Annotated in this window: 15 protein-coding genes; 8 read left to right on the top strand and 7 right to left on the bottom strand. The window is 41.0% G+C overall.

All coding sequences use genetic code 11. The features are described from left to right. Nucleotides 1–16: 16 nt before the first annotated feature. The 6 genes from BM130_RS07980 to BM130_RS07955 form a co-directional block, all read right to left on the bottom strand. Nucleotides 17–658, bottom strand: coding sequence for an MBL fold metallo-hydrolase (locus BM130_RS07980; RefSeq protein WP_010526520.1), 642 nt, complete (start codon nt 656–658; stop codon nt 17–19). 168 nt (nt 659–826) lie between these two features. Then, nucleotides 827–1,477, bottom strand: coding sequence for a protein-L-isoaspartate(D-aspartate) O-methyltransferase (locus BM130_RS07975; protein ID WP_010526521.1), 651 nt, complete (start codon nt 1,475–1,477; stop codon nt 827–829). Nucleotides 1,478–1,753: 276 nt separating this feature from the next. Further along, nucleotides 1,754–4,549 (bottom strand): alpha-amylase family glycosyl hydrolase, encoded by a 2,796-nt coding sequence (locus BM130_RS07970; protein WP_010526522.1) that lies wholly within the window; start codon nt 4,547–4,549, stop codon nt 1,754–1,756. A gap of 343 nt (nt 4,550–4,892) precedes the next feature. Beyond that, nucleotides 4,893–5,945, bottom strand: a complete 1,053-nt coding sequence (locus tag BM130_RS07965; RefSeq protein ID WP_138956835.1) for a SusF/SusE family carbohydrate-binding protein — start codon at nt 5,943–5,945, stop codon at nt 4,893–4,895. Between the two features lie 153 nt (nt 5,946–6,098). After that, nucleotides 6,099–7,727: a RagB/SusD family nutrient uptake outer membrane protein gene (locus tag BM130_RS07960; protein WP_010526524.1), complete on the bottom strand. Its 1,629-nt coding sequence runs from the start codon at nt 7,725–7,727 to the stop codon at nt 6,099–6,101. A 12-nt stretch (nt 7,728–7,739) separates the two neighbouring features. Then, on the bottom strand, nt 7,740–10,739 hold the full coding sequence (locus BM130_RS07955) for a SusC/RagA family TonB-linked outer membrane protein (protein WP_010526525.1): 3,000 nt from the start codon (nt 10,737–10,739) through the stop codon (nt 7,740–7,742). Nucleotides 10,740–11,508: 769 nt separating this feature from the next. Here BM130_RS07955 and BM130_RS07950 point away from each other — a divergent pair. The 8 genes from BM130_RS07950 (at nt 11,509) to BM130_RS15280 (ending at nt 22,226) form a co-directional block, all read left to right on the top strand. Then, nucleotides 11,509–12,525: a LacI family DNA-binding transcriptional regulator gene (locus BM130_RS07950; protein WP_010526526.1), complete on the top strand. Its 1,017-nt coding sequence runs from the start codon at nt 11,509–11,511 to the stop codon at nt 12,523–12,525. Between the two features lie 515 nt (nt 12,526–13,040). Next, nucleotides 13,041–14,378, top strand: a complete 1,338-nt coding sequence (locus BM130_RS07945; RefSeq protein WP_010526527.1) for an MFS transporter — start codon at nt 13,041–13,043, stop codon at nt 14,376–14,378. Nucleotides 14,379–14,381: 3 nt separating this feature from the next. Beyond that, nucleotides 14,382–15,026 (top strand): beta-phosphoglucomutase, encoded by a 645-nt coding sequence (pgmB, locus tag BM130_RS07940; protein WP_010526528.1) that lies wholly within the window; start codon nt 14,382–14,384, stop codon nt 15,024–15,026. Between the two features lie 58 nt (nt 15,027–15,084). Then, entirely contained in the window at nt 15,085–17,418 is a 2,334-nt protein-coding gene (locus BM130_RS07935; protein WP_029626475.1) for a family 65 glycosyl hydrolase domain-containing protein, read from the top strand. Continuing rightward, nucleotides 17,405–19,270 (top strand): glycoside hydrolase family 13 protein, encoded by a 1,866-nt coding sequence (locus BM130_RS07930; RefSeq protein WP_010526530.1) that lies wholly within the window; start codon nt 17,405–17,407, stop codon nt 19,268–19,270. Before BM130_RS07935 ends, BM130_RS07930 begins: the two co-directional genes overlap by 14 nt. A gap of 200 nt (nt 19,271–19,470) precedes the next feature. Next, on the top strand, nt 19,471–20,850 hold the full coding sequence (locus BM130_RS07925) for an alpha-amylase family glycosyl hydrolase (RefSeq protein WP_010526531.1): 1,380 nt from the start codon (nt 19,471–19,473) through the stop codon (nt 20,848–20,850). Nucleotides 20,851–21,072: 222 nt separating this feature from the next. After that, nucleotides 21,073–21,474 carry a GFA family protein gene (locus tag BM130_RS07915; protein WP_010526533.1) on the top strand — a complete coding sequence of 134 codons (402 nt, stop codon included), beginning with the start codon at nt 21,073–21,075 and terminating at the stop codon, nt 21,472–21,474. Between the two features lie 554 nt (nt 21,475–22,028). After that, on the top strand, nt 22,029–22,226 hold the full coding sequence (locus BM130_RS15280; protein ID WP_138956836.1) for a hypothetical protein: 198 nt from the start codon (nt 22,029–22,031) through the stop codon (nt 22,224–22,226). Between the two features lie 24 nt (nt 22,227–22,250). Here the strand turns inward: BM130_RS15280 and BM130_RS15420 are convergent. After that, the coding region (locus BM130_RS15420; RefSeq protein ID WP_217645608.1) for a hypothetical protein at nt 22,251–22,463 on the bottom strand (213 nt) is incomplete at its 5' end.

Genomic DNA, 22,463 nt, shown 5'->3' with positions numbered 1-22,463 from the left:
TTTGTCAAAATAGGTTCTATTGTAAAAAAGGATTGGTCCTTTTTTCATCGCCAATAGTTGTTTTAGGTCCATGTCCGGGATACACAATTACCTCATCGGGTAAGATCATTAAACGAGATTTAATGCCATCAATAAGTTGTTGATGATCGCCCCCCGGTAAATCGGAACGACCGACACTGCCTTTAAACAAGATATCTCCGGCAAGCAAGACTTTATCTTCGGCAGAGTAAAAAGCTATTCCTCCGGGTGAATGTCCCGGAACATGTATAACTTCAAATTTTGCATTACCCAATTCTACCTCATCACCATGTTTAAGAAAAACCGACGGGAAAGGTGGATTTTCTTCTACTTCCATACCGAAGGATGCTGCCATACTTTGCGTCTGATCAATAAGAAAAGTATCACCTTCATGCGCCATTGGCTGTAGTCCGTATTTTTCTGATACGAATCTTATGCCCAGCACATGATCAACGTGTAAATGAGTTTGAAGTAATAGTCGGGGTTTTACTTTTAACTCTGTAATTTTTTCTTCCAATCGGCTCCGCTCATGATCAAATAACATCCCCGGATCTACAATCGCTCCTTCTCCCGTTTCGGTATAAACTATGTAGGTATTCTCCTGAAAAGGATTAAAAACCAGACACTCTATCTTCAGCATATTGCAATTATTTAAATTATCATTTTTTTACATAATATATTATTGTCCAATATAAGCTTCACAGCATCCACATCCACAACACAAAGTGGATTCCTCATTTAAGTGTTAATCAAACATGACGAAATATTTAAATTAAGACAGAAACGATTCCCGTCGCTATTTTATGATTTATTTAGCAATTCCTTTCAGCATTGGCACAAAAGCAAATTCACCGAATGTTTCCTGTTCGAAGTTATCTTCAGTTAAACGTTTAATACGCGTCATTGTTTGAGAGCCTTCTCCTAACGGAACAACTAATAATCCCTCTGTTTTAAGTTGAAGCAATAATGCGGCAGGCACGTTTTTAACTGCAGCGGTTACAATTATTTTATCAAAAGGAGCAAAGTTTGGAAGGCCTTCATATCCATCCCCCAAAAACAATCGAATATTTCGATAACCAATAGATTTCAACAATCGACTTGTTTTTTGGTATAACAAAGATTGACGTTCAACAGAAAAAACCCTGGCACCCATTTCCGACAATACAGCCGCCTGATAACCGGAACCTGTCCCTATTTCTAAAACTTTCTCACCAGGTCTGACTTTCAATAATGAAGACTGAACTGCAACTGTATACGGCTGAGATATGGTTTGCCCCTCGCCTATAGGGAATGCCTGATCTTTATAGGCCAAATTCACAAACGATTTATCCATAAACAGATGTCGAGGAACCTTACCTATTGCCTCTAATACCCTCTCATCAGTTATGCCTTTTTTCCTAATCTCGTTTACAAGCCTTTGCCGCAAACCTTTATACCGAAACGAATCCTCAAAATCCATAATCAACTTAAAAAATATATTCTTGAATATCTGATGTAGATTTTTTTAACCCATTGACTCTATAACAAACTCATAAAATAACTACTTTTATCGGGTTTGGACAACAACCTAAATTAAAATCCTCTCTGCCAAAAACTTTACACCCTCAAAATACCAACTCTCAATATTCTTTTAGTTTCTTTTCAAATCTTAATCGTATACCTACATAAAGTACAAAGCGGGACTGTTTTTTGAGTTTAAACAGCCCCGCTAAAATACAAATTCTTCTATTTTACTTTATTGTTTAACTATTTTCTCTCTATAAACCCCTCCTGCATCATCCACAATCTCAACAATATATAAACCATTCGCCAAACCGGAAAGATTAATTACAGATTCCTTATTTAGATTGTTTCGGGTAATTATCTTACTACCGGAAATATCATAAATAACGATTCTCTGCAGTCGATGCTCGTTTTTTGTCGACACATACAAATTATCCAGAAATGGATTAGGGAAAACATAAATGTCATTATCGACTGCTATTACCTCTGAGCCTGAGGATGTCACACTTTCAAATCCTTCAAGTTTCGTTGAAGTTAAAAAAGCAAAATCGCCGGGATTCAGAGTTATTTCAACCCCTTCAGAACCAACCAACAAACTATCGCCCTTGAAATGATTATACCACCATCCTGTTTGATTTAATTGAGGCGTTACAGGTACAGGCTCCAATCCAAAATTTCCTACCAAACAAATATCCACATCACTACCGTCAAGGAAAATTTGCTTAACTTCTCCGTCTACATCCAATTCGAAATCGGAAGTAGAAAATGCATCATAGCTCTTTTTTAAATCAATAATTTTAGCAAAAGTTCGCCACAAATCTTCCCGATCAGGGTCATCAAGATATTCCCATTTAGGTGGTTTCTGAGACAGGCGACCCCCATCATCAATACTTATATCATACCCCATTTCACCGAACTGCCAAATCATCTTCGGACCGGGGATAGACATCAAAAAGACAGCAGCCATTCCAAACCTGTCGGCAGCATTTTCCAAAGTTTTTACATCATAACTGCCGGATGTGTTGCCATAAGTTTGCGCTTTATACATCAAACGTTCCTCATCATGACTTTCCATATAGGCCACAACATTGGGATTGTTCCACCCCCTCTGTTTATATGAAGCCCATGTGAAATCGGATTTACCGTCTTCATGATAGCCCATAACGGCTTCCCCAAAAGAATAATTCATATTTCCCCACAGTAAAATGCCATGATCGGAAAGTACTTTTTCTTCTGAATTTTCCGAAAGGTGTTCGAAAATCACATAGGCATCCGGATTGCGTTCCCATATCTCATCAGCCATACGCTTCAAAATGGATATTCTGGAAGCATCGTAATCGCTTGCCCAGGAAGTAGGCCCATAAATGGTATTGGTAAAACCTTTGGTAAAATCGAAGCGAAATCCGTCTACTCTCAGCTCACTCATCCAGAAAGAGGTGATACTATCAACCAACTCTTGAGTGTAGGGACTCTCATGGTTAAAATCATATCCCCATTGTGCGTCCGGGTTTTGCATGTTATGTTCCCTGTTATACCATGGATTATTTTCAGCAGGTTTACCATCCTCAAGGTACATCTGCACCAAAGGCGACTGGCCGTAACTATGGTTTAAAACCATATCCATTATCACGGCAATTCCCCGAGCATGGCACTCATCTACAAATTTTTTAAAGTCATTAAAAGTTCCATAGGCTTTATCGGTAGCAAAATAGAATGAAGGATTATATCCCCAGCTGTCATTACCTTCAAATTCGTTAAAGGGCATCAGCTCAATGGCATTAACCCCCAGCCTTTGCAGATAATCAAGAGTATCTGTAACGGTTTTGATATCCTGGTTTTCGGTAAAATCACGTATGAGTAATTCGTAGATTATAAGATCTTCAGGTTCGGGTGGGGTAAAATCATCTGTTTGCCATTCATACTCTTCAGGCGTGGTTGTAAAAACTGAAACGATACCATCGGCACCATCGGCCTCGGGATAAGATTTCAGGTTGGGATAAATTCGTTCAGGAATATATTGATCGTTCCATGGGTCAAGAACCTTATTGGTATAAGGGTCAGCCACCTTTATCTCGCCATCAATATAATATTGATAAGCATATTCCACATCCGGTTCCAGGCCGGTAAGCGTTAACCAAAACAGCTCACCATCTTTTTTCATCTGAGCATCCGGACGGGGCTCCCAGTCATTGAAATCACCCAACACATATACATATGATTTAAAAGGTGCCTGCAGAACCAATGTTACACTATTATCATTTAAAATATTAACTCCTTTTCGCATGCCTGAAGGAACAGGTTCTTCAACCACCGGCTCCCGGATATAAAAATCAACAGTGTCGGCATCTGTTTCCCCCTCATCATTTGTGGCGATAAGGATTAGCTGATGACTACCGTCGGTGGGAGCACCAAAAGAATAACTCAATTCTGACGATTCTGTTGAAGCTACGGACGTGCCATCATAAAGCAGTTCGAGTCCAGCAGCCTCCTGTCCATAACCTTCGACCTCAATCGTCTGACCGGGTTCAAAAAGAGAACCGTCGGCAGGTTTAGACAATAAAGCAGTAAGCTTGGGTTCATATACATCCACAAAAATATCTTTGCTGCCGGTATCTTTTCCTTCCAGGTAGGACCCGTTCACCGGCTCGCCACTGCGAAAAACAAAGGCCAGCTTCAAGACTTTTTCGTTCTCAGGAACATCATAATAAGTCCGAATATCCGGCGATATGGTCAACTTATAGGTGTTGGCATCTATACGCTCTAGCTTTGTCTGGGACATATTCTCTCCCCAGCCAGAAACTACATGTTTCCAATCTGATGAACTCGTACTTTCATTGGTTATCACCCCGGTATGTGCGTACACATCGCCGTCATAATCTTTCAATCCGGCAGTTCCTCTATCAGCATAAAAGGTAACAATTACCTGGTCGTCCTCTGTTGGCAGTGCTGGTTCGGTAGTTACGACCTGGCTATATCCCTGGCAATACAATAATCCTAAGACAAAAATAAGAATGGTAAAGTTTTTCATAATAACTGTTTTTTGCCCCCAAAAGGTCGTTATCATTAATTTTAAGATTCAGATCCCAAACAGCAAACAATCATCATATAAAGCAATAAAGACAATTTGGGTTGATGAAAAGAAAGCTACATGCAGTAAAAAATCGACAACTTATGCAGTATAAATACATACTTCCCGTAGAAAATATTCTTTAATGATGAAACAACATAACCCAATGATGTACAACAAAAAGAAAAGAGTTATATTTTAGGTCATGCAGGTTTTAATCGGTCAACAGCCTTAGAAAGCTTGATTCAAATAAAAGCAAAATGGGCATCTTAGCGCGTGAAGATGCCCATTTTTTTATAAAATATTATTCAATAGTTCCGGTTCCGGCATTGAAATCAAGAGTAATAACGCTACCGGCTTCTACAGTCACTCGTTCCTGATCAGGTCCTGTACCTCGATAAACAATTTCACCATCCAAAATGATAAATTCCCTTGTCCACCAGTCGCTTGTTGCAGCAGAAGAACCGGCATACATCCTTAATTCTCCGGTAGCAGTGGTAGTAATAGTCATTTTGTCGCCCGAAACAGTAAAAGGATAAGTTTCTGTATCCCAACTACCGAAGCAGTCGCCTATTCCATAAACCTGAGCCGGTTCAATGGTGATAGTTCCTGCTGCCATATCGATATAAACCATATAGATTCCATCTTCCGGGACAAAAGCATTTCCATCTGATTCAGTGTAGCCGATAGCTTCATCCAGCATGAAGAAATCTTCACCCCAGGCTCTTGACGGACTCCACTTAAATCCATTGGCCGCATTGAAATAACGTATACACCAAAAGGCTCCTTCAACACCATAAACCGGTGTCATTTCCACTACTTCTTCTGAATTCCAATCCCATCCTCCAAAATCGGTTCCTATCATATACATAGTTTCCGGATATTCGGGAGGTACAACATAGGCGGTAAAAGTAAATTCCTTTACGTTTGAATATAGGGGTTCGACTGGACTGTCAAACGAAATAGAATTAATAGAAGCTTTTATTCGTACATAAAAAGTAATTTCGCTTGTTTCTGTGACAAAGTTTGCAGCCGCATCATTAATGATACCCGCAGTTATAAGCGCTGTAGTATCGCCATTTACAGAAGTTATTTCTACCGCATTCTCAAATGACTCAGACACGTCAACTTCAACAGCATAATTAATAGCGGCAGAATAACCATAATCAACGGCTGTCCATTGCCACTGGGCAACCGAATCATCAGCATTCATGTTTTCATCCACAACATACCCCTGTCCACTTAATTCCTGAAGAACAGGAGCAGAAATATCCGATTTCATTATTACTTGGTCTTCATCGTCACATCCGATGAAAAAAGCAACCAGTAACAACGACCATAATATTGTATTTCTCATTGCTATTTCTTTTTCAGTTTTTAATAATTCTTCCGATTCAAGCCCCTCATTTCTCTGCGAAAAACTTAGGCTTCTAAGGTTATAAGGTTGAAACCGGCACCTCAATCCGGTTTCAAACCTGTAAAATAAGCTCAATTTAAATGACTATGAGTATTATTTATATCCTTCGTTTTGTTCCAGATTTAGATTGGACCCCATATCATCTGATGGGATTGGATATACATCACGATAAGAATCTACACTACGCCCCTCTTGAACGCCGCCTTTCCAGGGCCAAATATAGGACGAGCCGGTAAACTTACCGAAACGTACCATATCAGAGCGACGGTGTGCTTCATAGAACAATTCTCTTCCGCGCTCTTCAAAGATGAAATCAAGAGTCAGGTCACTGCTTGTAATAGTTGCCAGTGAACTATTTTCACCATATGCTCTGGCCCTTAAGTCATTAATAAGCTGAAGAGCTGTGGTTTCATCGCCACCGGAACCTCCCCGAAGTACTGCTTCGGCATAGTTCAAATAAATTTCACCAAGTCTAAACAACGGAAAATCGGTATAAGCAATATTGGAAGGAGGATATGTTCCGTCACTATAGACATTATAATACTTGACCACCGGGATTCCATTGTCTTTAAACAAAGATGGTGATTCAATTTCCACATTTTCGGTGTATTCCAATTCCAACATGGAGAATCGGGCATCCAATTCTTTGTCACTTTCTTGTTCAAAAGTTTCCAAAAGAGAAGATCTGGCCCGGTTTCCTTGCCATGCACCTACGGCATTTACTTCTGTCTGCATATCAGAAGGGATGGTACTGCTTAAAAGAAAGGTCATCCCCCCCCAGGTTTGCGTATCATCACCCTCATATCTAATGGGGAAAATCATTTCCTTTGAATTATGGTTGTCAGCTTTAAATACATTTCCATAAACACTTTCAAGCTCGTATTGCGCATCCAAAACCTTTTTACTGTAGGTTATAGACTCAGAATATTTGGGTTCACCAATATAAGCTTCGGCATTTAGATACAACCTTGAAAGCAGGGCCCAGTTAGCAGCCTTATGCGCTCTGCCATAATTGGCATTATCATAACCAACAATGGGGTCAAGCATATCCTCCTCACAATCTAATAATTCACTCTCAATATAGTCAAATACTTCATCAGCACTTTTTTGGATAGGAGCATCTTTACCCATTTCGTTCTCTTCAGTCACAAAAGGCACATTACGGAACATATCCAACAAATAATAATAAGCTAATGCGCGATGAAATCTTGCTTCAGCACGGTACTGAGTAATAACCGCCTTAGTACTCTCATCAACCCCACGTGATGACAACTTATCATCGGTAGTCTGACGCAAAAACTCATTGGCCAGATTAATCTGATAATACAATCTGTAATAAAATCCTTTGATGAATACATTACCCGAGCCCCAAGTCATATTATTTAATTCAGGAATACCGGCATCCCCCCAAGCACAATGTGCCTCATCGGTAGGCAATTCCTGAAGATTCCATAATCCTCTGAGAAAAGATGCCTGACTTCCACCGTCTACACCTGCCACATCTGGGTCTCCGTCTCCAGCACTATTTCCACTAATAGCTAATCCGGCATATATCTTTGCAATACTTTCCTGATAGGGTCCCAGTTCACTCCCATAAACAATCTCCGCTACCAATTCATCCTCATCCAATGGTATGGTATCCAGATCGTCGGTACAAGCAACACCCAATAACAACAGGAGTGAGAAAAATCCTACAATAAGTTTATATTTTTTTACTTTCATGATTCCCTCTTTTTAGAAATTTAAACTTAAGCCAATGATAAATACCCTAGGGTTGGGATAAATGTTATTGTCGATCCCGTCATTTCCAAATTCGGGATCTAGTCCATCATAATCGGTGATAACAAACGGGTTTTCTACTGTAAATGAAACTCTGGCCATTTGTTCCTTGCCCCATAGACCCAAATTATCAAAGGTATATCCCAAAGAAATGTTGTCCATCTTTAAAAACGAAGCTTCTTGAACATAATAGCTGGAACGATATCTTACGTTTTCAAAATCGGTATATTTGGCTGAGGTAACTCTGTTTTTCAGGAATCCCGAAGGATCATAAATGGTGTTGTGCGCTTCGCGATTAGATTGAACATTATTGTAAGCGTAATTGCCAATATGTGACCTTAATGAGAAATTAAAATCCCAATTTTTATAATTTAACTGAGAAGAAAGGCCCATAATGAAATCAGGATCAGCTTTTTTGTAAGCGATACGGTCCTGCTCGGTTATCTCCCCATCCCCATTTTGGTCTACATAAGCACCTTCAACAGGTTTACCCGACTCATCGTAAACTTGTTCAAAAACGTAGAACGATCCTGCCGGTTGTCCCACTTGGTGAATCAAAATATTATTTCCGGTACCACCATCAATGCCTCCATGTTCAACACCAACATAATCGGGGTCATCATTGATAGTCAGTTTTTTAATCTCATTTTTATTATAGGCGATATTGTAGCTTAAAATCCAACTAAAGTCTTTTTCAGCAAGGGGACGACCGGTAATAGAGAATTCAACACCTTTATTGGTTAACTCCCCTACATTGGTCAAAAGTTGGTTACTAAAATTAGTTCCGGCAGGAATAGCCACGGTATTTAGCAAATCTTCGGTTTCCCGGTAATAGAAATCCAACGTACCACTAATTCTGTTACCTAAGAAACCATAATCTACGCCCACATTGTAAGTGGTTGTTTCCTCCCATTTGAGATTTTCATCATAGGCCAAAGGACGCAATAATCTAACTATCGTATCTCCAAAATAGTAATTGGCGCCTGCCGTACTGTAACTATAACGTCCCATCCAGGGATAGTCACCTTGTCCAAGACTTTGCTGACCGGTAACCCCGTAACTCAGTCTTAACTTAAGGTCAGAAACAACATCAGACCCTTCGAGGAAAGATTCATTAGATATTTTCCAGGCCAAAGCAGCGGAAGGGAATAATCCCCACTGATTGTCGGGGCTAAAACGTGATGATCCGTCATTCCGCAATGAAAAGGTTACAAAATACTTCTGAGCATAATTGTAATTCAACCGGCCAAAAAAGGAAATCACATATGACTCGGTTGAATAATCATAACCATCTTTATAAAATTCTTCGTCTGTTTCCAACGCTTTTTCCGCAGAATAAGGATATTCATTCTCCTCGTCTCTATAAAATTTCTGCCAGGAATATCCTCCCATAACATCAAAATGATGTGCAGCAAAATCTCGATTATAATTCAGGTAAAAATCGAGTAAGTAATTTTCCTTTGTCTGAGAATAACTACTGTTTTCGCCCCATCCGGCTTTATTATTACCCCAAACATAACTCATAGGTGAATTGTCGGCATAAATAACATCGCCATCGCTTTTAGATACATCGTATCCTACGTTCAAATTTGCATTCAGCCCGTCTAAAAACAAAAACTTATAATCGATTTGTGCATTTCCAATGCTTCGATATACAGTCGACTCGTCTTCTTTTTGCTCTAACACGGCAACCGGATTGGCCAAACCTATATCGATAGGAGTACCATCCTCTTTTAAAGACATATAATAACCATTTCCATAGGGAGAATCCGCATAAATGGGTTGAGTAGGATCAAACTGAGTAGCCGAACCAATAGCGCCGGTATCCGCAAATCTGTTGGTATTATACACTCCTTTTACATTTAACTTTACACTTAAACGGTTATCCAGAAACTTCGGACTTAAATTTAACGCACCTGTAGTACGTTCCATCTTAGATGTCTTCAGAATTCCCTCTTCACTGGTATACCCAACAGAAACTCTATAGGGAATATCTTTTAAGCTTCCCGAGAAACTTATATTATGATCGGTGCTTAAAGCTGTTTGGAAAATTTCTTCCTGCCAATCGGTAGAATAATCTCCCAAAGCTGCCACTTGTTCACTTCCTGCACCAAAAAGGTCAGTAACATATTGGCGGAACTCATCTGCACCCATAACATCCACAGTACCTCGCTTGGTGCTTACAGCAAAATTCCCATTGTAGGATACCCGCATTTTACCTTTAGAACCTTCTTTAGTAGTAATAATTATCACACCATTAGAAGCTCTTGAACCATAAATAGCAGTGGCTGATGCATCTTTTAAAACCGTGAAAGTTTTAATATCATTAGGATGGATAGAGCTTAATGGATCTGCCATACCATTTATACCTGTAGAATTATCCACAGGAACGCCGTCAATTACAATTAGGGGATCATTACTTGCTGACATGGAAGAACCACCCCTAATTCGAATCGTGGCTCCGGCACCAGGTGCACCACCCGAACTAACCACACTTACTCCGGCTACTTTCCCCGAGATAAGATCTGATGGTGAAGTAGCTAACCCCCTATTTAATTTAGAGGCATCAACAGCTGTTACCGAACCGGTCAAATCTTCCTTCTTCACAGTCCCGTAACCTATAACCACCACTTCTTCCAGACCCAACACATCGGGTGCAAGAGCAACATTTATCACTTCTCTGTCACCAACAGGTTCCTCAATGGATTTATACCCTACAAACGAGAAGACCAGAACATCATTGGGTGTCACTTCAATAGAATAGGTTCCGTCAACCTGAGTGATAACCCCCTCAAACGTTCCTTTTTTTACGACAGTTACTCCCGGTAACGGACCTCCGGTATCTGCATCCGTTACAATTCCTGTTACCATTCTTTCTTGGGCAGTGGCTCCGGTATAGATGCCCAGACCTATTAAAAGAAACAGGATTTTAAAGAAATTAAACTGTTTTTTCATAAAACTTTGATTTAAAATAAACTTGATTAAAAATCCTTGGGTAATGTCCTTACAATTTATAAGAACTCTTTGTTCGGTATTTTTTCTACTATCTACAACTCCGCCGGATAATATTTTTTTAATGTCGTTACATTTTTACCGGCTATAATTTTCTTTCTTCATTCACAAAATTAGGTCAATCCGATGCATTAATAAACATTTGTTAACATTAAAATTCCATTTTTTTAAGAAAAAATCCCGCAAACGAAACCGCAAACGTTTGCGGTTTCGTTTGCGGGAAAAGACTCTGTTTTAAAACATTTCTTTGTTTTCTCTGCAATCGTTTTCGATAACACAAACAAATCAACTATTTAACATTTCCCTTTCACCTACTTTTAATTTTAATCCTAAAAGTTTTCTTATTCCTATTCAAAACAACATCCAATAACATCATAAAATCCTGGGATACAACATAATTTTTTAGTCCTTGAATAACACAGTGGATATAAAACAATATATTATAGGAAGTTACACATATTTTAGCGGATCAAGCAATCCATTAATTAGTTAATTTCCATTTTGTTAAATAATTTTAATTAATTGGGCAAAAAAATAATGTTATGTATGCAATTAACAATTTTTCGTTTCAAATCATAATTTGCCATAATTATTTAACTCACTAATATTTGCCGTTCCTCAAAAATTTTCGACCCCCTTTCCCTCTTTTTTATATCTTGAAATTGTTATATATTTATAATCTGCGAAACAAAACGCCAACAACATTGCACACATGAAATCGAATCACATAACGCTCAAAGATATAGCCCGAATACTGGAATTATCTCCCTCAACGGTTTCGAGGGCATTAAAAGATCACCCCGACATAAATGAAGAAACCAAACGATTGGTAAAAACCTTCGCCAAAAAGGTTAACTATCGCCCAAATGCTTTGGCTTTAAGTCTGAGAAGACAAAAAACCAACACCATAGGATTGATCATTCCCGAGATTGTCCACCATTTTTTTTCATCAGTTATTAGTGGAATCGAAGATTTGGCTTATGGAGAGGGCTACAATGTCATGATCTGTCAGTCAAATGAAAACTACCAGCGCGAAGTTATCGACACGCAGGCATTGGTTGACCATCGGGTTGACGGGATACTGGTTTCGGTGAGCAAAACCACTAAAGATTTCACCCATCTCAAAAGAGCTCATGAAAACGGAATCCCAATGGTTTTTTTTGATCGTGTATGTGAAGATATAACCACCGACCGGGTTATCACCGATGACTTTAAGGGCGCACATATTGCCACCTCTCACCTAATTGAACGGGGCTGTAGTAATATATTACATCTGGCGGCGCCCCAACACCTTATTATTGGAAGCCAGCGTGCAGAAGGTTACAAACAAGCGCTTAAAGACAATAACCTATCAGTAAAAGAAGAGTTCCTTATTAAATGTGATACACGTGAATATGTATTCAGTCTTAAAGACCATCTTCTAAAACTTATCAAAGAGCAGAACATCGACGGGATTTTTGCGGTTAACGACAGCACTGCTATTGCAGCCATGCAGGTCCTTCAGGCGGCAGGCTATGACATCCCGCGTCAGATCAAAGTAGTTGGCTTTGGAGACGGACCTAACGCAGAAATTGCCTATCCACCTCTAACCACCGTCGAACAAAAAGGTTATGAAACCGGCCGTGAAGCCATGCGTCTGTTGTTGCATCGCCTCGAAAATCCGGATTTGGGAATCGACTATTCCACAAAAGTTTTCACCCCTACTTTAAAATTACGACAATCAACTTAACAGATAATTTCCTAATACAAAGTCCCGAAAACGTTTGCAATATAACTTTGTTTAATTTTTATCATCTTCCCAACCTTGTCAGACATACTGAATATACTGACTTACAGAATAAAAACCCATACTGTAAACCTTTTTAATTTTCATTTTTAACCAATAAATAACATTTATCCTTACATTTGCATTGTTCGGTATTTTTCTTCTTTCTACAATTCCGAATGTTCTTTAAAAAGATCATCTACCTTTTTGAGGTGGAACGAATAAATTGTGGGTATTTTCCCGCTTTCTTTCTTCCCTTACAATTTACTTTAATAACATAATTAAATTAAGGCATGGGATTTCCATACCCGGCAGGCCGGGTAAATATTCCTTAATATAAAAAGAAGAATCATCCGGCAGGTTTGACTCTTAGTATTTAAGGGGATACAACGTTTCCGGACATGGAATTTCAGCCGACCATAAAATGCAATGGTAAATAATACCATCAACAATTCTGATTTAAAGGAAATCGAAGAACTATGAACAAATTACCACGGCTAACCAGGGCCCAGATTTGGAATATGAGTCTTGGTTTTTTAGGAATACAATTTGGCTTTGCGCTTCAAAATGCAAATGCCAGTCGTATCCTTCAAACATTTGGTGCCAACATCGAACATCTTGGATGGTTTTGGCTGGCAGCGCCTATTACCGGAATGATTGTCCAGCCGATTATCGGGCACTACAGTGACCGCACCTGGAACAGGCTGGGCCGCCGACGTCCTTATTTCCTGGCAGGGGCTATTTTCGCCGCTTTGGCTTTGGTCTTTATGCCCAATGCCGAAATGCTGGCCGCCATTATTCCACCCATGTTTGTAGGCGCAGGCATGTTAATGATTATGGATGCTTCGTTCAACGTATCCATGGAACCGTTTCGTGCCCTGGTGGCCGACAAGTTGCCGCTCGATCAACGAACCGCAGGCTTTGCAGTTCAATCGACACTCATAGGCATAGGAGCGGTGGTAGGCTCGTGGATAACCTACATTTTGGCAGAGTGGTTGAATGTCTCAAAAGTAGCACCTGAAGGCAGTGTCCCCGACAATGTCATCTTCTCATTTTATATAGGTGCTGCGGTTTTGGTCATTACCATTTTATGGACCGTCTTTACAACCAAGGAGTATTCACCCAAAGAGATGGAAGCCTTTCATGGTCCCGAAAAACTTGAGCCTGCCGGAAAGAAGGTGATTGGTATTGTACAGATATTCAAAGATTTCATTGCCATGCCGAAGACCATGAAGCAACTGGGGCTGGTGCAATTTTTTTCATGGCTCGCCCTCTTCGGAATGTGGGTTTATACCACCCCCGCCATTGCACAACATGTATACAATCTGCCGGTTTCCGATACCAGTTCGGCCGCTTATAACGATGCCGGCAACTGGGTTGGTGTTTTATTTGGTGTTTACAACGGAGTGGCGGCACTCTACGCCTTGCTGCTTCCTTTCATTGCCAAAAAAACCAGCAGAAAAACGGCTCATGCCATTTCTCTGCTTTTTGGTGCAGCAGGATTGATATCCATTTATTTCATCAACGACCCTGTCATGCTCATCTTGCCAATGATTGGCGTAGGGATAGCCTGGGCAAGTATCCTTTCCATGCCTTATGCCATCCTTTCGGGAGCATTGCCACCCGCTAAAATGGGCATTTACATGGGGTTATTTAATTTTTTCATCACCATACCACAAATAGTAAACGGTGTATTTAGCGGACCTATTATAAAAGTATGGTTTAACTCGCAGGCCATTTATGCATTGGTCATTGCCGGAGTTAGCCTGATAATTGCCGCTGTTTCAGTCCATTTTGTTGAAGATAAAGAAGATTAACCGATGATAGAAGCGTGTATTTTTGATTTAGACGGAGTAATTGTTGATACGGCGCGTTACCACTACATTGCCTGGAAAGAACTCGCCGATGAATTGGGTATTGAATTTACCGAAAAAGACAATGAACGCCTCAAAGGTGTCAGCCGAATGCGGTCGCTCGACATCCTGCTGGAAATTGGAGGGTTAACTCTTCCACCACAGAAAAAAGAAGAATTGGCTCAAAAGAAAAACGAAAACTATCGTTCCTATATTCTGAAAATGACACCCGAAGAAATTCTTCCGGGGGCATTAAAATTCATCCGTGAACTAAAAAACAACGATATATTAATCGCCCTTGGGTCGGCCAGTAAAAATGCCATGACCATTCTCGACCGGCTGGAGCTTACCCCCTGGTTCGATGCCATCATCGACGGCACCAAAGTAACGGCGGCAAAACCTGACCCCGAAGTCTTTTTAAAAGGTGCTGAAGCATTAAATGCCAACCCTGCAAATTGCGTTGTATTCGAAGATGCCGAAGCCGGCGTTGAAGCAGCCCTGCGCGGAGGTATGAAATGCGTCGGCATAGGTTCGCCCAAAACATTGAGTAAGGCTCATCTGGTAGTCTCAGGACTGCATGAGATGAATATTACCAAACTATCACAATTATAAAAGTTATTGCAACATAAGAGTTTAAATGTGGCCAGGTCACCTTTAATATTTTAATGAGATGATGAGACAATATTTGAAGAAAGACGAGTGGAAAATTATTGAGGAAGGATTTAATCCTGAGCATCATACAGCCTCGGAAAGCATTTTCAGTCTGGGAAACGGCCAAATGGGGCAAAGGGCCAACTTCGAAGAGGCTTGGAGTGGTCCGACACTTAGAGGCAGTTACATTGCCGGTGTCTATTATCCTGATAAAACCCGTGTGGGATGGTGGAAAAACGGTTACCCCGAATACTTTGCTAAAGTTATTAACTCGCCCAACTGGATTGGCATCGATGTAAATATTAATGATGAAACCCTCGATTTATTTAAAGTGTCGAAAGTGGAAAATTTTGTCCGCATCCTCGACATGAAAAAAGGGGTATTACAGCGTCAATTCACCGCCACCCTTAACAATGGCATCAGGGTATCGGTCACCACCGAACGGTTCCTGAGTATGGAACGACCCGAGGTGGGCGCTATCCGATTCTCTGTTACACCTGAAAATGACGATTGCAATTTAATTATAACCCCCTTTATCGATGGCGACGTCAAAAACGAAGATGCCAATTACGATGAAAAATTCTGGAATATACTCTCTGCTGAAGCATCAGCTTTTGAAGCATCGCTCTTATCACAAACCAAAAAGCTCGACTTCAGAGTCGGATTTGCTGCTAAAAGCATAATTACTGGCGGAGAAACTTCGAATATTCAACCCATACAAAACGCCACTTTTGCCGGTAATCAAATTTCCCTGAAGGCAAAAAAAGGCGAAAAAATCATCGTCAACAAATATGTTGGCGTGTGCAGTTCTTTATATCACCCCGCGGAACAACTGCTATCTCAAGCAAAAAAACAAGCGTCTGAAGCAGCAGAGGTCGGTTTCGACAACCTTTTGACTGAACATGCAGCCCATTGGGAAAACATTTGGAAACACAGTGACATTAAAATTTTGGGAGATGTCGCGGCTCAGCAAGGTATCCGATTCAATATTTTCCAACTTAACCAAACATATACCGGCAAAGACGAACGGTTAAACATCGGTCCCAAAGGTTTTACCGGTGAAAAATACGGAGGCAGTACCTACTGGGATACCGAAGCATACTGTATCCCCTTCTTCCTGATGACAGCACCGCAAAAAGTGGTTAAAAACTTGCTTATTTACCGGTACAAACATTTGGGAAAAGCCATCGAAAACGCTCAAAAACTGGGGTTCACCGATGGAGCTGCGCTTTACCCTATGGTAACCATGAATGGTGAAGAGTGTCACAACGAATGGGAAATAACATTCGAAGAAATTCACCGAAACGGTGCCATTGCTTTCGCCATTCACAATTACATACGCCACACGGGCGATGATGCATATCTGGAACAGTACGGGTTGGAAGTCCTCATTGGCATCGCTCGTTTCTGGAGTCAACGGGCTACATACTCACAGGAAAAACAAAAATTTGTTATCCTGGGCGTTACCGGCCCCAACGAATATGAAAACAACGTTAACAACAACTGGTATACCAATAAAATAGCACAATGGTGTCTCAACTATGCCAGAGAGGCCATCGACATCGTTGAAAAAAACAATCCTCAAAGATTGGAAGAAATCATCAAAAAGGTCAAACTCGACAGAAACACGGAAACAAATATGTGGAAGTCGGTGGCCGACAATCTTTATTTTCCTTATTACGAGGAAGAAGGTATTTTCCTTCAGCAAGATGGGTATATGGACAAAGAACAAATCACTACCGATGAGTTGAGTCCTTCCATCCGACCTCTGAATCAGCACTGGTCATGGGATCGCATCCTTCGGTCCTGTTTCATTAAACAAGCGGATACTTTACAAGGTATCTACCTCTTCGAAGAAGAGTACGACACAGAAACCATTCGTCGGAATTTTGCTTTTTACGAACCACGCACGGTTCACGAATCATCACTCTCGCCATGTGTTCACAGTATTCTGGCTGCACGTATCGGCAACGTTGACAAAGCCTATGAACTGTATCTTCGTACCAGTCGTCTCGACCTGGATGATTACAACCGTGAGGTACACGAAGGATTACACATCACCAGCATGGCAGGAACCTGGATGTCGATAGTGGAAGGTTTTGGAGGCAAACGCGTTTACGACGACCGTAAATTACGGTTAGCACCATGCATCCCCGAACAATGGCATGAGTATTCGTTCCGTATCCGTTTCAGAGGGAACGATTTGGAAGTGAGAGTCAATCAAGAACAAGTTGAAATCACTTGTCATGGTACCGGCAGCACATCACTTTTGCTATACAATGAAGAAGTCGATATTCCGGCTGGCAAATCTATTTGTAAACCCTTAATTAACAACTATTATGCTAAAAATTAAAGTTAATTCTTTATGGATATTATTGGCGCTGACAGTAACTCTTAACACTGTCAACGCTGCTTCAAAAATTAAAGACCGTTTGGAGCCCCCATCCTGGTGGATCGGGTTTAAGAATCCGGTGGTGCAGCTGATGGCGTATAGTGAAAATATTGGTTTACTGCGTCCCGAAATCGACCATCCGGGGCTTTCCATCCAAAAAATCACCGCTGTCAAAAATCCCAATTATCTTTTCATTGATGTACTGATAGATGACAATGCCGCCCCGGGAACTGTGGAAATAGAGTTTAAGGATGGAAAAAGGACTAAGAAAACCATGTCTTTTGAACTGCTGCAGCGGCGCGAAGGCTCAGCCTGCCGTGAAGGCTTTAACAGTTCGGATGCCATTTATCTGATTATGCCCGACCGTTTTGCCAACGGTAACCCCTCGAACGATGACGTGCCGGGAATGCTCGAAAAGGCTGACCGCGATGCCCCTTATGGCCGCCACGGCGGAGACCTGGAGGGCATCATCCAACATCTCGACTACATTGTTGATATGGGATTTACCGCCATATGGCTTAACCCCGTGCTGGAAAACAACATGCCCGAATCTTCTTACCACGGTTATGCCACAACCGACTACTACAAAATAGATCCACGTTTCGGGTCAAATGAGGATTATAAAAAGCTCGTAGAAATCGCCAATAAAAAAGGGCTTAAAGTGATTAAAGACATGATATTCAATCACTGTGGCAGCAACCATTGGTGGATGAATGACCTGCCCACCGACGACTGGATCAATTACGGCCATTTCATCCGTTCCAATTACCGTCTTTCCACAATCTCTGATCCCAACGCATCCAAAGCCGACCTAAAACTGGCTACTGAAGGATGGTTCGACAGTTCCATGCCTGACCTGAATCTACGCAACGAACTTCTGCGAAACTACCTCATACAAAACAGTATTTGGTGGATTGAGTATGCCGGATTACAGGGTATTCGTCAGGATACATACCCATATCCCGACAAATACGCAATGGCAGAATGGAACAAACGCATCAACCTGGAATATCCCAACTTCAACATCGTTGGTGAAGCCTGGATTGGTGACCCTTCTAAACTTTGTTATTGGCAGAAAGATTTTCCCAATGCCGATGGCTTTAATTCCCACCTTAAAACCATCATGGATTTCCCACTTATGGATGCCATGCATAAAGCATTTAACGAAAAAGGTGGTGGTTGGATGGATGGATTAATGCGCCTCTACAATGTGTTGGCCGACGACCATCTCTATCCCGACGTAAACAACATGCTGGTTTTTCCTGAAAATCACGACGTAGGCCGTATTTTTACCATTTTGAATAACGATATTCGTAAATTGAAGATGGCAACAGCTTTCGTCGCCACCGTCAGAGGAATACCGCAATGGTACTATGGAACCGAAATCTTAATGTCCGGAAACGGATATGAAGGCCATGCCAATATCCGGCAGGATTTCCCCGGTGGATGGCCCGGCGACTCGACCAACGCCTTCACCCCTGCCGGCAGAACGAACCAACAAAACGAAATGGTAAATTATCTCACCAAAATCCTGAATTTCAGAAAATACAGTAAACCCATTCACCACGGCAAAACGCTTCATTTCATCCCCGAAAACAACGTTTATGTTTATTTCCGATATCTTGATGGCGAAGCCGTTATGGTGATTCTTAACAACTCTGAAGACGAAAAAAGAACTATTTCCGGAGACCGGTTTGCCGAAATTTTAAACCGATACTCTAAAGGGAAAGACATATTATCCGGTCAAACACTTGATACACTCGACAGCTTCGACATCGAAGCCAAATCGGCCAGAATAATTGAACTAAACTAACCAAAATCCATCGATAAGGCAGCATTTGCCATAATCTGCCTCTTTGAAACCCAAGTTTCCAAACCAGTGATTTTTAAATCCGGGTTTGAAAAAATCCCTTTATAATTTCTTTCCCCTTCACCTTCGGGTGTAGGGGAAATTAAGTAAATTGCACGGACCTAAGTCTGTATGTCCAACAATTTTAACCACTGAAAACGACCATGAAACAGATTAAGCCTTTTGTACTAATTTCGTCGATTTTAGTACTTTTTTCAGCGTGTCAGAGCCGACAACAATCTCAAGAGCAGGCTTCCCGAAAACTTAAAGTCAGTAACACCCCGGTCCCCGAATGGAGCAAAGACGCCGTAATATACGAGGTGAATATTCGTCAATATACCCCCGAAGGTACTTTTAATGCCTTTGCCCAACATCTGCCGCGCCTCAAAGAGCTGGGTGTCGATATTCTGTGGCTCATGCCCATATATCCCATAGGCGAAAAAAACCGTAAAGGTTCGTTGGGGTCCTATTATTCCATAAAGGATTACAAAGGCATCAACCCGGAATATGGAACCCTGGAAGATTTCAAAGCCCTCGTACAAAAAGCCCATGAGATGGATATGAAAATAATTCTTGACTGGGTAGCCAACCACACCGCATGGGATCATCCCTGGATTAACCAACATCCTGATTGGTATTCCAAAAATGAAGAAGGCGATATTATTCCACCCGTAGAGGACTGGACCGATGTGGCAGACCTCGACTACAGCAATCCCAACCTGCGGGAGGCAATGATTGATGCCATGACCTATTGGGTACGGGAGGCCGACATCGACGGTTTCCGCTGTGATGTGGCCGGAATGGTACCCGTCGACTTCTGGGAGTCGGCACGTGCTGCCCTTGATTCCATAAAACCCGTATGGATGCTGGCCGAAGACGAAGCTGAAATAAGCCTGCTCGACAATGCATTTAATGCAAATTATGGATGGGAGCTCCATCACATCATGAATGACGTGGCCAAAGGCGATAAAAATGCCCTCGATGTGGCCGCATACTTCCAAAAAACCGACACGCTTTACCCCAAAGGAAGCTGGCCAATGCAGTTTACCTCAAACCATGACGAGAACAGCTGGAACGGCACTGCCCCCGAACGGTTAGGCAACGCCCTCAAAACAATGGCGGCACTCACATTCACCGTTGAAGGAATGCCCCTTATCTATTCGGGACAGGAAGTGGGGATGGATAAACGTCTGCGATTCTTCGATAAAGATACCATAGAGTGGAAAGAATCGGATATGACCCCTTTCTACCAAACCTTAATCAAACTGAAAAAAGAGAATCCGGCACTGTGGAACGGAACCGCCGGTGGCGATTTACAGATCATCACCACCAATGCACCCGAAAACATTTTTGCTTTCGTGCGTGAAAAAGAAAACAACCTTGTCATTGCCGTCTTCAATCTTTCCGATAAATCGGTTAGCCTCTTTGCCGAGAATGGTCCGAAAGGGGTATTCACAGAAATATTTTCTAACGGGCAGATGGAATGGCCGGCAAAAGGCATCCTTCTTCAACCTTGGGATTTTAAAATATATATCCGGAAATAACCGGATTGCTCAGTTCGCCTGAACACAAAAAAATAAAATTGTTACCGGGGAATCCAAAAAGATTAACTTTTCGGATTCCCTTTTTTGTAAAAATGGCTCATTCAACGAATTACACCCAATTAATCCGGCCATCCATATTTTTTTTGATTTATTCGTTTTCACCATTGCTGCCGGATTGTTTTTTTTAACTTTAAACATCATAAGAGAATAAAAAAGTAAAATATGGAATACTTGGGTTCTTGTTTGTGCCAGGGAATTAAATTTAAAGTTACAGGTGACTTTGAGAGTTTCTATTTATGTCATTGCAATTATTGCAGGAAAGACACTGGGTCTGCTCATGCTGCCAATTTGTTTTCCTCAACTGCTAAATTAGAATGGACAAAAACCGAAACTGAAATTAGAATATTTCAACCACCGGAAAGTAAGCATGTGAAAGCCTTCTGTGCCAATTGTGGTTCAGCGCTTCCCAATGTCCAAATGGACGGTAAACTCATAGTCGTTCCGGCAGGTTGTTTAGATACCAAATTAGAAAAACGTCCTGATGCTCATATCTTCACCGCAAGTAAAGCTTGCTGGGATGATGCTCTGGACGATATAAAGAGTTTTAAACGCTTCCCCGAATAGAAATATGTTAATGAATTCTGCCTGCCGTTGTGGATTTGCAATCCACAACGCTCTTTTTTAGGGATTTGTAATCCCTATCAACCCCCATCATCCCTTCATTTCATTGTAATGAAACGTGTTCACCATATGTCCTCTTTAAATTCTTCAATCAAAAAATTACCGGCCCCCAATTCGGTGAAATTAGGCTACATTTAGTAAACAACTTTCAGAGCATTATAACACTAAAGGTTAAATATTTCACTTTCCTCAATCATTAATCCCTTTTTCTCAAAAAATCCTGCCTTCCTTATTTTTCTCTTTAAGCCCCAAAATTATTCTGTAAATTTATTGTTCATCTACTGAATTTATCCGTAATCTTAATGTTTTGCGTGTTGCTGGTGTTGGGAGTAGGTATGAAGGCAAAGAAGCATTAAATCTAAACCCCCAAAAATTAGAAATAAAAAAGACAATTGGAATTGTTTGGTATATTGAAGAATAACAACACCACCCTGCCATTGTGCATTTCCGAATCCACAACGCCCTTTTATAGGAATTTTTAATCCCATACAAACATTATGAAATTAAGTCCTACAAACATCCCACCTGCTCGTTGCATCACCGAATGTCATACCTACGGCATTGATTGGAATCCGACTTATCCATACTACCATAATTATTTGCCTGCGACATCAAAAAGGGCTGACCTTAGCGTGTTCCTGCAACAACAGGATTGGGCTCCGTCAGAAGCCACATTTTGGTATAATCCGGATTGAGGTTTTAACGTAATGCCGCAGGTGTTAATATTCATCAAAAGTATACCACCAATATTCATCAAAAGTATACCACTTTTCCAGAGCTCTCATTGATGAATGAGCGAAGCGAAATGAAGAAATGAGAGCTCTGGAAAGCTTATTATTAACTTGCCTTTTGAAAATCATAAACAAAAGGCATAATGTATGTAATTGATATGTGGTATACAGTAAAAACACTATTAGACAGAGGGAAAAGCC

Origin of the sequence: Thermophagus xiamenensis (assembly GCF_900112795.1) — a bacterium.
Classification (GTDB): domain Bacteria; phylum Bacteroidota; class Bacteroidia; order Bacteroidales; family Marinilabiliaceae; genus Thermophagus; species Thermophagus xiamenensis.
This window is presented reverse-complemented; position numbering and strand designations above follow the sequence as displayed.